This window comes from Roseibium sp. AS2, assembly GCF_038900065.1.
Lineage (GTDB): Bacteria > Pseudomonadota > Alphaproteobacteria > Rhizobiales > Stappiaceae > Roseibium.
This window is the reverse complement of sequence record NZ_JBBMQN010000002.1, coordinates 644,651-657,358: the sequence shown is the minus strand read 5'-3', so window position 1 is coordinate 657,358 and position 12,708 is coordinate 644,651. Positions and strand designations below refer to the sequence as shown.

10 protein-coding genes are annotated in these 12,708 nt (G+C 62.9%); 4 read left to right on the top strand and 6 right to left on the bottom strand.

The genetic code is table 11. The features are described from left to right. Positions 1-50: 50 nt before the first annotated feature. From WNZ15_RS08080 to WNZ15_RS08055, 6 genes are all read right to left on the bottom strand, one after another. Entirely contained in the window at positions 51-977 is a 927-nt protein-coding gene (locus WNZ15_RS08080) for a TAXI family TRAP transporter solute-binding subunit (protein WP_342892448.1), read from the bottom strand. A 344-nt stretch (positions 978-1,321) separates the two neighbouring features. Further along, positions 1,322-1,627 (bottom strand): cytochrome o ubiquinol oxidase subunit IV, encoded by a 306-nt coding sequence (gene cyoD, locus WNZ15_RS08075; protein ID WP_342892447.1) that lies wholly within the window; start codon positions 1,625-1,627, stop codon positions 1,322-1,324. Between the two features lie 11 nt (positions 1,628-1,638). After that, positions 1,639-2,232, bottom strand: a complete 594-nt coding sequence (cyoC, locus tag WNZ15_RS08070; RefSeq protein ID WP_342892446.1) for a cytochrome o ubiquinol oxidase subunit III — start codon at positions 2,230-2,232, stop codon at positions 1,639-1,641. 14 nt (positions 2,233-2,246) lie between these two features. After that, positions 2,247-4,286: a cytochrome o ubiquinol oxidase subunit I gene (gene cyoB, locus WNZ15_RS08065; RefSeq protein ID WP_342892445.1), complete on the bottom strand. Its 2,040-nt coding sequence runs from the start codon at positions 4,284-4,286 to the stop codon at positions 2,247-2,249. Then, positions 4,286-5,212, bottom strand: a complete 927-nt coding sequence (gene cyoA, locus WNZ15_RS08060) for a ubiquinol oxidase subunit II (protein WP_342892444.1) — start codon at positions 5,210-5,212, stop codon at positions 4,286-4,288. The genes cyoB and cyoA overlap by 1 nt, the downstream gene beginning before the upstream one ends. 272 nt (positions 5,213-5,484) lie before the next feature. Continuing rightward, entirely contained in the window at positions 5,485-6,735 is a 1,251-nt protein-coding gene (locus WNZ15_RS08055; RefSeq protein WP_342892443.1) for a Zn-dependent hydrolase, read from the bottom strand. Positions 6,736-6,881: 146 nt separating this feature from the next. On the opposite strand from WNZ15_RS08055, the gene WNZ15_RS08050 reads away from it, so the two are divergent. The 4 genes from WNZ15_RS08050 (at position 6,882) to WNZ15_RS08035 (ending at position 12,699) form a co-directional block, all read left to right on the top strand. Further along, complete coding sequence (locus WNZ15_RS08050) at positions 6,882-8,441, top strand: ABC transporter substrate-binding protein (protein WP_342892442.1); 1,560 nt, start codon at positions 6,882-6,884, stop codon at positions 8,439-8,441. Positions 8,442-8,804: 363 nt separating this feature from the next. Beyond that, positions 8,805-9,749, top strand: a complete 945-nt coding sequence (locus tag WNZ15_RS08045; protein WP_342892441.1) for an ABC transporter permease — start codon at positions 8,805-8,807, stop codon at positions 9,747-9,749. Continuing rightward, the gene (locus WNZ15_RS08040; protein WP_342892440.1) at positions 9,749-11,695 is read left to right on the top strand and encodes a dipeptide/oligopeptide/nickel ABC transporter permease/ATP-binding protein; all 1,947 of its coding nucleotides are present in this window, start codon (positions 9,749-9,751) and stop codon (positions 11,693-11,695) included. Before WNZ15_RS08045 ends, WNZ15_RS08040 begins: the two co-directional genes overlap by 1 nt. Continuing rightward, on the top strand, positions 11,692-12,699 hold the full coding sequence (locus tag WNZ15_RS08035; protein ID WP_342892439.1) for an oligopeptide/dipeptide ABC transporter ATP-binding protein: 1,008 nt from the start codon (positions 11,692-11,694) through the stop codon (positions 12,697-12,699). Before WNZ15_RS08040 ends, WNZ15_RS08035 begins: the two co-directional genes overlap by 4 nt. The last annotated feature ends 9 nt before the right edge of the window (positions 12,700-12,708 follow it).

The following is a 12,708-nucleotide window of genomic DNA, read 5'->3' as shown; positions in this document are numbered from 1 at the left end:
CCGGCAGACCGGGTTCTGCTTAGCGAGGAATGATGGCCGTTTCAGCCGGCCTATTTGTTGAAGTAACGCGCGGCACCTTCATGCAGCGGGATCGCCAGGGTCTTTGACTGTTCCGGCTTGATCTGCTTGGCGTTGGCGTTTTCGGCCTGGAAAGCGTCCAGGTGATCGAAGACCGAAGCGACGATCTTCTCAACGACATCGGCCGGCATGGAGTTTGGCGCGATCAGCATGTTGTTGACGCCGATCACCGTGCCGGGCGCCTCCGTGCCATAGACATCGGCCGCGATGTCGACCGCGTTATAGGCGCCGTTCTTTTCAAGCGCCTTGTCGAGCATGCCGTCGGAGAAGGCAATGAAGCGCAGCTTGCTGCCCGCCGCCGCCTGCATGACCGCCCCTGCCGGATAGCCGGACAGGGCGAAAGCCGCATCCACGTTGCCGTCGCTCAACTGGCTGAAGCCATCCGAATAGGACAGGAAGCTCGGCACGATGTCATCCAGGGACATGTCGTGGAGCGGCAACAGGAAATTCATGAAACCGAGGGTGCCGCCGCCCGCCGGACCCACGGCAACGCGCTTGCCCTTGATGTCCTCGAAGGTCTTGATGTCTGAATCTTCCAGAACGATCATGTGCAGAACGCTCGGATGCAGCGCAGCGACGGCGCTGATGTCGATGGGGCCACTCTTGTAGGGACCTTTGCCGTTTACAGCCAGGACCGCGAGGTTGTTGTTGGTGATTGCGATCTCGACCTCGCCGCTGTCGACGAGCCTGGGGTTCTGGACCGATCCGCCGGTGACAACCGGAACCATCGTGATGTCACCGCCCGCGTGTTCGTTGACCAGGTTGGCGATGCTCTGCCCCATCGGATAGAAGGCGCCGCCGAGGCTGGCCGTGCCGATGCGCAGTTCTTCAGCCTGCGCGATACTCGCCGAGACGAGGAAGCCGACGGCGAGGCCCGTCGTTTTGATCAGTTTCAACATGGTAATCCTCCCGAGATTTTCACTCAGGTTAAACGATATTTATCCTCTTTCAAGTTTTTTATCGATTTTTTAAGAGCGCTAACACCGCCGGCCGGCGAGACAAGGCCGCGTGTCCCCTGGCAGCTCACAGTCAACGCTCCTGACCGGAAAGCCTCGGCAAATATACCGGGGCCATCCCGGACAAGCGCAGCAAGTCCCGATGCCATTCGTTTCAAGAGCAGTTGCAATAGGACACGCCGTCGCCGGAAGCGTCAGACCTCGTCCGGACCTCCGGGCCTGTCTGGCCCGGACACCTCTCGAGGCGGCATCGGCTGCAGGGATTGTTTCTCCCGGCGGGAGCCGCGTCACATCATCCGGTGATGCAGGTCCGTCATGATCCACAGGCTGCCGCCGACCATGATGACGATCAGCACCGCGGCAAAGCCGAGAAAGAACAGGTTCTCCGCCGGGGTCGATCTCAGGTTGAGGTGCAGGAAGAACACCAGATGCACCACCACCTGCATGAGCGCGGCGGCGGCGATGACCGCGTAGACGGCCGGGCCGGTCACCAGCCCGCCCCAGACGATGGCGAAGGGAATGGCGGTCAGGATGATCGCCAGCACGAAGCCGGTGAGATAGGTCGCAACGCTGCGCTCGGCGGTATGGTTCATGTTGCTCGCTCCTACATCACGCCCGGCAGATAGATGACCGAGAAGATCCCGATCCAGACGATATCGAGAAAGTGCCAGAACAGCCCGAGCCGGATCAGCCGCGAACGGACCGGCAGGGTCAGGCCCTTGATCAGCACCTGTCCCGTCATCACGACGATCCCGAGCGCGCCGAATGCGACATGCAGGCCATGGGTGCCCACCAGCGTGAAAAACGCGGACAGGAATCCGCTGACCTCAGGTCCTCCGCCCTTGGCGATCATGCCGTGGAATTCCAGCAGTTCCATCACCAGAAACCCAAGGCCCAGCGCCAGCGTCACGATCAGCCACAGCACCACCCGGCCCGCGCGGCCCGCCGTCATCGCGATGGTCGCCATGCCGAAGGTCAGGCTGGACAGGAGCAGCAGCGCCGTTTCCACGGCAGTGTGCCTCAGATCGAACAGCTCGTTCGAGGTGGGCCCGGCCGCGGAATTCTTCGACAGGACCACATAGGTGGCAAACAGGAGCGCGAAGATGATCGCGTCGGTCATCAGATAGACCCAGAAGCCGAACTCCCTGGCTTCCAGCGATCTGGTCTCTTCTTCTTCCAGAACGGTCGCAACGGACATCGCTCGATCCTTTTCTAAACCGTCCCGGGCAGAGGCGCACCAGAGGCGGCTCCGCGCGGCAGGAAATCACGCATGTCATGAAGATCCGCCGGACTGATCTGCGCCAGCCGTTCGGTCTCGATCCGGGCAACCTCAGCCGCCGGCAGCACGAAGTCGGTGTCGTCGTCGCAGGCACGGATGGCGACACAGACCAGCGAGAGCAGGAAGCAGAGCGCCACCAGCCACCAGATGTACCAGACGAAGGCAAACCCCAGACCGAAGGCAAGCGCGCCGAGGACCGGGCCGATCCAGGTGCTTTTCGGCATGACGATGTCTTCATACTTCTGCGGCGGCCGGTAGGCCTCCCCCGCAAGCTTCATGTCATGAAAGGCGTCCAGGCCGTGAACCTCCGGAAGGACCGCGAAATTATAGGGCGCGGCCGGCGACGAGGTCGCCCATTCCAGTGTGCGCCCGTTCCAGGGATCACCGGTGATGTCGCGGGCCGACCCCCAGGTCTTCGCCGAGACATAGAGCTGGATGGCGATACAGGCGATGCCTGCCAGGACACACAGCGCCCCGATCGCCGCGACGACAAGGTAAGGCTGCCAGTTCGGATCGGCGTAATGCTCCATGCGCCGGCTCATGCCCATGAACCCGAGCACATAGAGCGGCATGAACGCCAGATAGAAGCCGATGAACCAGCACCAGAACGAGCGGATGCCCCATTTGGCGTCCAGCTTGAAGCCGAAGGCCTTCGGGAACCAGTAGTTCAGGCCGGCGAAATAGCCGAACAGGGCGCCGGGAATGAGCATGTTGTGGAAATGCGCCACCAGGAAGGTGGAATTATGCATCAGGTAGTCGGCCGGCGGCAACGCCAGCAGAACGCCGGTCACGCCGCCGATGACGAAGGTCACCATGAAGCCGATCGTATACACCATGGACGGGTGGAACTCGATCCGGCCGCGGTACAGGGTGAACAGCCAGTCGAAGATTTTCACCCCTGTCGGCACGGCGATGATCATGGTGGCAATGCCGAACACGGCATTCACGTTGGACGAGGAGCCCATGGTGAAGAAGTGGTGCAGCCAGACGGTGAAGGACAGCAGCGCGATGCACGCCGTCGCATAGACCAGCGACGTATAACCGAACAGGCGTTTGCGCGAGAAGGTCGCGACGACCTCGGAAAAGATGCCGAAGGCCGGCAGGATCAGGATGTAGACTTCCGGGTGCCCCCAGATCCAAAGGAGATTGGCGAACATCATCATGTTGCCGCCGTCGCCATTGGTGAAGAAGTGAAACCCCAGCGTCCGGTCAAGCGTCAATTCGGCGGCGACCACCGTCAGCCCCGGAAAGGCGAAGGCGATCAGCACCGAGATGCACAGCGTCGTCCAGGTGAACAGCGGCATGCGCATGTAGGTCATGCCCGGACAGCGGTTCTTGACGATGGTGACGATGAAATTGATGCCCGCCAGGGTGCTGCCGATGCCGCTGACGATCAAGGCCCAGAGCCAGTAGTCGACGCCGACGCCGGGGCTGTACTCGATCCCCGAATAGGGCGGATAGCCGGTCCAGCCGGCCTGGGAGAACTTGCCGACCACCAGCGAGACCAGCACCAGGGCGGCCCCGGCCGCCGTCAGCCACAAGCTGACGGAATTGAGGAACGGAAAGGCGACATCGCGGGCCCCGATCTGCTGCGGCACGATGATGTTGATCAGCCCGGTCAGGAACGGCATCGCCACGAAGAAAATCATGATGGTGCCGTGGGAGGAGAAGATCTGCTCGAAATGCTCCGGCGGCAGATAGCCTTCGCTGTTGAGCGCGATCGCCTGCTGGGCACGCATCATCAGGGCATCGACGAAGCCCCGCACCAGCATCACCAGGGCGAGCACCACGTACATGATGCCGATCTTCTTGTGATCGACGCTGGTCAGCCAGTCGGTCCACAGCACCTTCCAGGCACGCAGATAGGTGATCAGCAGGAAGACGGCGAGCCCGCCGCCAACGGTCACCGCCGCTCCGCCCATGGCGACCCACGAATAGAACGGCAGGGCATCGACGGTCAGACGTCCCAGCATCACGAATTCCCCCGGCAGATCAGTTCGGCCGCTTCACTTTCGTACGGACCGACGATCGGAGCGTATTTGCGCAAGATGATGTCGAACAGCTTGGCTTCCGTGGCCGAATAATAAGCCACCGGATTGGCTGTGCTGTCCTTGTGAAGTTCCAGATAGGCCGGCGCGTCGAGCACATCCGCTGACGCGGAGACCTTTGCCTTCCAGGCCGTGAAGTCGCTTTCGCTCATCGCATGGGCCTTGAAGTGCTGATCGGAAAAGCCGTCGCCGGAATACATGGTGTTGCGTCCCGTGAACACGCCCGGCCCGTCCGCCAGCAGATTGAGCTCCGAGCGCATCCCGGCCATGGCATAGATTTGCCCGCCGAGCGCAGGGATCATCAGCGAATTCATGACCGTGTCGGAAGTGATTTCGATGGAAAGCGGCCGGTCCGCAGGAAAGGCAAGTTCATTGACGCTGGCCGTTCCCAGCTCCGGATAGACAAACAGCCATTTCCAGTCGAGCGCGACCGCCTGGACCTTGAAGGCCGGTTTGTCGGAGACCAGCGCCTTGTAGGGGTCGAACTCATGGGTTCTGGTCCAGACCAGCGTGCCGAGCACGACAACGATGGCCCCCGGCACCAGCCAGACAACCGCCTCCACGATCCAGGATCCGTCCCAGTCGGGTGTGTAGACGCCGCCGTTCTTTCTCTTTCGGTAGCGCCAGGCGAAGAACAGGGTCAACACGATGGCCGGAATCGCGACGATCATCATGATCGCGAAGGCCGTGAACAGGAGATCCCGCTCAGCCAGTGCGATCGGTCCCTTGGGAAAAAGCACCGGCGCGTCGGAAAGCCCACAGCCCGAAAGCAGAAAACCGAGGAAGACAGGCGCTGCCGACAGCACGATTTTGCGAAGCCATTTTGAACAGAAACCGGCAATCACGTCCATTCCGCCCCTTGCTGGAAAGACCAGAGGCAACCGAAACGGATACACCGCCGCCCATGTCTTCGCCCGTGTCACAATCTGTATCTATGTGACTGGATCCTAAAGAGAATCGGTGAAGATACCATGACCGTCACTTCAGGAATCACTTGTTCCGGGAAAGCCTAGCCGAGCACAGCCGCCTTTGAAAGGTCACAGCCGGAGAATCTCGCCGGCACGCCCAGCGGTCAGAAACGGCACCTGTTCGGGACCGGATCATCACCGAAGCCGGAGTGACGTCAGCGGGAAGCCCCGGACAGGTCGATCAGCGCCTGCAGCATCAGGTTCGCGCCCTGCACAATGTCTTCCCAGTCGCTGTGTTCTTCAGGGGCATGGCTGATGCCCGCACGGCTCGGTACGAAAATCAGCCCGGCAGGGCAGAAACCCTGCAGCGTCTGGGCGTCGTGGCCGGCGCCGGACGGCATCCGCCTGGCGGGCAATCCGTGCGCGTCGGCCAGCTCCGACAGGCGTGCGGCAATGTCCGCATCGAGCCGGACGGGTGCCAGCCAGCTCCGCTCCGTGGTCTCCAGGCTCAGCCCGTGCCGTCCCGCGACAGCAGCAGCGCGCTCCACGAACCCGGACTTGAGCGCACGCATGACCTCTTCGCATGTATCGCGCAGGATGACCGAGAACACCGCCCGGCCCGGGATCGTATGCGGCTGATTGGGGCTCAGCTCGACATGTCCGATGGTGATCCGGCTCTGGTCGGTGCCGTGCTCCAGGATCAGCTCCGGGACGGTCCCGGCGAGTTCGGCCAGGCCGGCAAAGGCATCCGACCGCAGATGCATCGGCGTGGTTCCGGAATGATTGGCAATGCCGGTCAGCGTCAGTTCCAGATAGCAGACACCGGAAACCTCCTCGGCAATGCCAATGGGCAGCCTTTCCTGTTCCAGCACCGGCCCCTGCTCGACATGCAGTTCCAGAAAAGCGGCAATGGAACCGGCAGGCCGCGCCGCATCGAGGATATGACCGGGCTCAAGACCGCTGGCCGCCATCGCCGCGCCCAGGCGGATGCCGTCGGCATCGACGGCACCGTCGATCCAGCCGGCAGTCACCTCCCCGGTGATCGCCTGTGATCCCAGCATGCCACCGAACCGGCCTTCTTCCTCTGACGTTGCGACCACCTCGATCGCCCTGTCCGGTTCAAGACCGGCGTCTTTCAGGGCACGGACGCATTCCAGCGCGACACAGACCCCGAGCGCACCATCGAAGGCACCGCCGTTGACGACCGTGTCCAGGTGGGATCCGGCCATGATGCAGGGTCCGTCCGGCGGCCCGAACCGCCCGAATAGATTGAGGGCGCCGTCGCTCCACACTTTGAGGCCATCGGCCTGCATTTGCGCGGAGAACCAGGTCCGGCAGTCAAGGTCCGCACCGGAGAACCCCGGCCGGTTGTAGCCCCCCGTCGCCGGGTCGAATCCGAAGCTGTTGACGCCGGCAAGAAGCGTTTTCAGACGCTCCAGTTCGATGGTGGCGGAAGGCCGTGGCATCCGGAATTCTCCCCATGTTTCAGCGCTTAAGCGCTCGATTGGCCTGGAGTCGCACCCCTCAGGCGAAATTAAATATGAAATAATTGTTGAATGAATGCAATTAATCATGATTAATTATTCGTCAGAACACAATGAGGGGAATGGTCATGAAAAACATCCTAGCCGCGGCACTCGCCTCGGCCTTCCTGGCTCTTGCGCCGCAAGCGCAGGCCCAGACACCGCCCAATGTGCTGGTCGTCGGCCAGATTGCCGAACCCAAGTCGCTCGACCCGCATGCGGTCACGGCGGTCAATGACTTCCGCATCCTGGTCAACCTCTATGACGGGCTGGTGCGCTACAAGGACGGCACGCTGGAGGTCGAACCGTCCCTGGCCGAGAGCTGGACGATCTCCGAGGACGGCAAGAGCTACACCTTCAAGCTGAAGGAAGGCGTCACCTTCCACGACGGCACGCCGTTCAACGCCGAAGCGGTGAAATTCAATTTCGACCGCATGCTGAAAGAGGACCATCCCTTTCACGACACCGGCCCCTTCCCGCTGTCGTTCTTCTTCTCCACCGTCGAGGACGTGACGGCCGAGGATGACACCACGGTCACTTTCAGCCTCAGCGCGCCCTACGCACCGTTCCTGTCCAACCTTGCCTATCCCACCGGCCTGATCGTCTCACCGGCGGCGGTCGAAAAATTCGGCAAGGATTTCGGACGCAATCCCTCCGGCACCGGCGCCTACAGGTTCGGCGAGTGGGACGCGAACGCAAAGATGGTCGCGGTCCGCAACGAGCACTACTGGGACGGCGTTCCCGACCTTGAAGCGGTCATCTACCGCCCGATCACCGATGCCAACACGCGGATTGCCGAAATGCTCTCCGGCGGTCTGGATGTCATGGTCGAGGTGCCGCCCGACAGCCTGCAGCAGTTCAAGTCGGATGAGACTTTCACGGTGCTGGAACAGGCCGGACCCCACGTCTGGTTCCTGATCCTCAACGCCAGGGAAGCCCCCTTCGACAACAAGGCCACCCGTCAGGCCGCCAATTACGCCATCGACAAGAAGGCACTGGTCGAGAACATCCTGCAGGGCACTGCGGAAGTTGCCGCCGGCCCGACGCCGCCGGCTTTCGCCTGGGCATACAACGAAAGCCTGAAGCCCTATCCATACGACCCGGAAAAGGCGAAGGAACTCCTGAAGGAGGCCGGCTACAACGGTGAGGAAGTCACGTTCTACGTCACCGAAGGCGGCTCGGGCATGCTCGATCCGATCGCAATGGGAACGGCCATCCAGGCCGACCTTCAAGCCGTCGGCATGAACGTCAAGATCGAGACCTACGAGTGGAACACCTTCCTCGGCAAGGTCAATCCGGGCCTTGAAGGCAAGGCGGGCATGGCCGAAATGGCCTGGATGACCAACGATCCGGACACATTGCCGTTCCTGGCCCTGCGCACCGGCGCCATGCCCGACAAGGGCGGCTTCAACTCCGGCTATTATTCCAACCCCGAGGTGGACGCGCTGCTGGAGAAAGCCCGCGAGGTCACCGATCAGGCTGAACGCGCGGCCCTTTACAAGGAAATGCAGGAAATCGTCCAGGAGGACGCCCCCTGGGTCTTCGTCGCCAACTGGAAGCAGAACGCGGTGACGAAAGCATCGGTCGAGGACTTCAAGCTGCAACCGTCCTTCTTCCTGATGCTTCAGAACGTGAAGAAGCCGCAGTAGGCTGAAAACACGGTCCCGGCGAGCCTTCAGGTTTGCCGGGATGCCGGAATTTGCTTCCTGAACGCAGGGCGGGTCCGGCGCAGGCAGCACCTCTTGCGGCAATTTTCCTGGCCCCTTGATATGGCGGTTCACGGATTGATCGAGAATTCCAGACGACGTGCCGTCCCGGCCTTGAGCCGGGACCTGCCAGGAGACCCCGGCTCAAGGCCGGGGAAGCGCAAGGGACAAAAGCCTCACACCGGCCTGATAGGGAGATAACGCCGGCGAAACTGTTGGCATGATCCTCTTCGGGAGGGGCGACCGGAGCGAGAACCGCAGTTCGAAGTCCTTTGTGACAGCGCTGCGCAAAAGAGGGGGAGAACGTTGGCCGCTTATATCGTCAGGCGTTTGCTCGCCGCCATACCCGTTCTGTTCGGGCTGACCGTGATTGTCTTCCTGATCATGGCCATGATCCCCGGAGATCCCGCAACCGCCATTCTCGGCTCTTACGCCACCCCGGAAAATGTCGCCAGGCTCAACCGGGACCTCGGCCTCGACAAGCCGCTGGTCCAGCAGTATTTCATCTGGATCGGCAACCTGTTCCAGGGCGACCTCGGCCGTTCCTACACCCTCAACCGGCCGGTGCTCGACGAGGTGCTGGAGCGGTTCTCGGCAACCCTCATCCTGGCCGGCACCTCGCTCATACTCTGCTCGATCCTCGGTCTGCTGGCCGGTATCGTCTCCGCCGTGCGGCAATACGGCTGGGCCGACAAGATCATCACGCTTCTGGTTCTGATCGGCATCTCGACGCCGTCCTTCTGGCTCGGCCTGCTGCTGATCCTGATCTTTGCGGTCAATCTCCGCCTGTTCCCGGCCTCCGGCATGTACGCGATCTATGGCGGCGGTGATCTGCCGGACCTCGCGTATCACCTGGCCCTGCCCGCGCTGACCCTGTCGGTGGTCGCGACCGGCGTGATCGCCCGCCTCACCCGCACCGCCATGCTGGAAGTGCTGCGCCAGGACTATATCCGCACGGCCCGCGCCAAGGGCCTGTCGGAGCGCAAGGTCATCTACAAGCATGCCTTCAAGTCCGCCCTGGTCGGTGTTGTTCCCGTGATCGGCATCCAGGCCGGTTTCGTTATCGGCGGCGCGGTCTATATCGAGACCGTGTTCCAGTGGCCCGGCATCGGCTCCATGCTGGTGACCGCCATCTCCACCAGGGACCTGCTGCTGGTGCAAGGCGGTGTGCTGGTCGTCGCCGCGGCCTACGTGCTCTTCAATCTGGTCGCCGATGTCGTCCAGACCGTTCTCGATCCGAGGTTGCGCTGATGAGCGACACCTTGAGCCCGGCGGCGAAGTCCGCCCGAAAGCCCGGCCGCAAATCCGCCCGGCCCGGTACCCTCGCCCTTCTCCTGAACAACACCCTCGCAACCGGTGGCCTGATCATCCTGGCCGCCATCTTCCTGGTGGCGCTCGCGGCGCCAATCCTGCCGCTGCCGAACCCGGATGTCACCGCCCCGGCCAATCGCCTTCTGCCGATCTTCAGCGACGGCCACCTGCTGGGCACCGATCACCTCGGACGGGATCTCTTGTCGCGGCTGATATGGGGCACACGGGTTTCGCTCGCCGTGGGCCTGTCGGCAACGGTCATCGCCGCCTTCTTCGGCTCGCTTCTGGGGCTGGTGGCCGGCTATGCGGGCGGGCGCACCGACACGCTCATCATGCGCGGCATCGACATGGTGATGGCGTTTCCCTACATCCTGCTGGCGCTGGCCATCGTCGCGGTTCTGGGACCGGGACTGCTCAACGCGCTTTACGCCATCGCCCTGGTGAACATTCCCTTCTTTGCCCGCAACATCCGCGGCATCACCCTCGGCCTGTCGCGGCGCGAATTCGTCGATGCGGCGCGGCTGTCCGGCAAGTCCCCCGCACAGATCCTGTTTCTGGAAATCCTGCCCAACGTGCTGCCGGTGATCGTGATCACCATGTCGACTACGGTCGGCTGGATGATCCTGGAAACGGCCGGCCTGTCTTTCCTCGGCCTCGGCGCCCAGCCGCCCCAGGCAGACCTCGGTTCCATGCTCGGCGAAGGCCGCAAGATCCTGTTCACCGCGCCGCATGTCTCGATCATCCCCGGCCTGATGATCTTCGTCCTCGTCATGAGCATCAACCTGTTCGGCGACGGCGTGCGCGACATTCTCGACCCGCGTCTCAGGGCCGGATCGCTGACCCGGCCGGTCTCGCGCACGGCTGTCGAGCGAGACGCGTCCGATATTCCCGCCCCCTCCGCCCACGACGGAGTTCTGGAAGTCCGGCAGATGCGCACCGAATTCCGGATAGGGTCCTCCGTCTACAAGGCGGTCGGCGGCGTCTACCTCAACCTGCAGCAGGGCGAGTGCCTGGGCATTGTCGGCGAAAGCGGCTCGGGCAAATCCGTCACCGCCATGTCCATCATGGGCCTGGTGCCGACGCCGCCCGGCCGCATAGCCGGCGGTGCGGCCTATCTGGAGGGCGAGGATCTGTTCGCAGCCAGCGACAGGCGCATCCGCGACCTGCGCGGCGGGTCGGTTGCCTATGTCTTCCAGGATCCGCTGTCGACCCTGCATCCGCTGTTCACTGTCGGCGACCAGCTCAGCGAAGCGATCACCGCCCACCAGCCCCTGTCCGGGGCAAAGGCAACCGCAAGGGCCGTCGAATTGCTGTCTCTGGTGCGCATTCCCAACCCGGACGAGCGCCTGGGTGCCTATCCCCACGAACTCTCCGGCGGCATGCGCCAGCGGGTCTGCATCGCCATGGCGCTCGCCAACGACGCCAGGGTGCTGATCGCCGACGAGCCGACCACGGCCCTCGATGTCACCGTCCAGGCCCAGATCCTGACCCTGATGAACGGCCTGCGCCGTGAGCGCAACGCGGCGATCCTGTTCATCACCCATGATTTCGGTGTGGTCTCTTCCATCTGCGACCGGGTGGCTGTGATGTATGCGGGCCGGATCGTCGAAACCGGCACGACCGAAGAAGTCCTGAACAGCCCGCAGCATCCCTACACGGCCAGGCTGATCGAATGCGTGCCGGTTCTGGGAGAACCGGAACGCCGGCTCGATGCCATCGAAGGCCGTCCGCCCGTTGTCAACGACCTGCCCGCGGGCTGCGCCTTCGCAGATCGGTGTCCCAGTGTGCAACCGGCCTGCCGGCATGGAGAAATCGAGCTGGCCATGAGTTCCGGCTCACGTGGCGTGCGCTGTCTCTTTCCGCTGACTTCGGGAGCCTCCGCATGAACGCGTCGAGCCGGAAGCCGGCGGGAGACGAAGCGCTCCTCACCATCGAGGCCGTCGAACGCATCTTCGGTGGAGGGCGCAAGCTCCTCGGCGGGCATCACCCGGCTGTTCACGCGGTTCAGGGCCTCAGTCTCGACGTAAAAAAAGGCGAGACGCTCGGTGTGGTCGGGGAATCCGGCTGCGGCAAGTCCACTCTTGCCCGCCTTGTCGTCGGTCTGGACCTGCCAACCTCGGGAACGATCACCTTCAACGGCGAGGATCTGACGGCTCTGGCCCGGAAGGATCGCAGAGCTCTCGCCCGCAAGATCCAGTATGTCTTTCAGGACCCGGTCGCCTCGCTCAATCCGCGCAAGACCATTCGCACCATCCTCGAAGCCCCGCTGAAACACCTCACCGGGCTGAACGCCGACGGACGCAAGCACCGGCTGGACGAGCTTTTGCAGGCGGTCAACCTGGCGCCAGAGTTTCTGGACCGTTACCCGCACGAGTTTTCCGGTGGTCAGGCCCAGCGGATCGGGATTGCCCGGGCCCTTGCCGCAGGGCCTGAACTGATCGTTCTGGATGAACCGGTGTCCGCGCTGGATGTCTCCGTGCAGGCCCAGGTGCTCAACCTTCTGGACAGGCTGAAGGACAAATTCGGCCTCACCTACATCTTCATCAGCCACGACCTCTCGGTCGTGGAAAGCGTCAGTGACCGGGTGGCGGTGATGTATTTCGGTCGTTTGGCCGAACTTGGCCCGGCAAGGGATATCTTCCGGCAGCCACTGCATCCCTATACCGGCCTGCTGATGCGCTCCGCCCCCGCCCCCGGCCGGCACGACCTCCTGGCCGAGGATGCCACGACCGAATTGCCCGACCCGTATAACCCTCCAGCGGGCTGCGCCTTTGCCGCCCGATGCCCGAACCGGACCGACACATGCGTTACCGCGAGGCCCGCGCCGGATGAGGCCAGCGGCGGACCGGATCATTTCGCGGCTTGCTATCATCCTCTGGGGCGGGCATAGGCTCTAACA

What these genes read in the sequence shown, in the direction of transcription:
- cyoB (WP_342892445.1), bottom strand. Translation starts at nt 4,286, where the DNA reads ATGCTGGGACGTCTGACCGTCGATGCCCTGCCGTTCTATTCGTGGGTC.
- WNZ15_RS08080 (WP_342892448.1), bottom strand. Translation starts at nt 977, where the DNA reads ATGTTGAAACTGATCAAAACGACGGGCCTCGCCGTCGGCTTCCTCGTC.
- WNZ15_RS08055 (WP_342892443.1), bottom strand. Translation starts at nt 6,735, where the DNA reads ATGCCACGGCCTTCCGCCACCATCGAACTGGAGCGTCTGAAAACGCTT.
- cyoC (WP_342892446.1), bottom strand. Translation starts at nt 2,232, where the DNA reads ATGTCCGTTGCGACCGTTCTGGAAGAAGAAGAGACCAGATCGCTGGAA.
- WNZ15_RS08035 (WP_342892439.1), top strand. Translation starts at nt 11,692, where the DNA reads ATGAACGCGTCGAGCCGGAAGCCGGCGGGAGACGAAGCGCTCCTCACC.
- cyoA (WP_342892444.1), bottom strand. Translation starts at nt 5,212, where the DNA reads ATGGACGTGATTGCCGGTTTCTGTTCAAAATGGCTTCGCAAAATCGTG.
- WNZ15_RS08050 (WP_342892442.1), top strand. Translation starts at nt 6,882, where the DNA reads ATGAAAAACATCCTAGCCGCGGCACTCGCCTCGGCCTTCCTGGCTCTT.
- cyoD (WP_342892447.1), bottom strand. Translation starts at nt 1,627, where the DNA reads ATGAACCATACCGCCGAGCGCAGCGTTGCGACCTATCTCACCGGCTTC.
- WNZ15_RS08040 (WP_342892440.1), top strand. Translation starts at nt 9,749, where the DNA reads ATGAGCGACACCTTGAGCCCGGCGGCGAAGTCCGCCCGAAAGCCCGGC.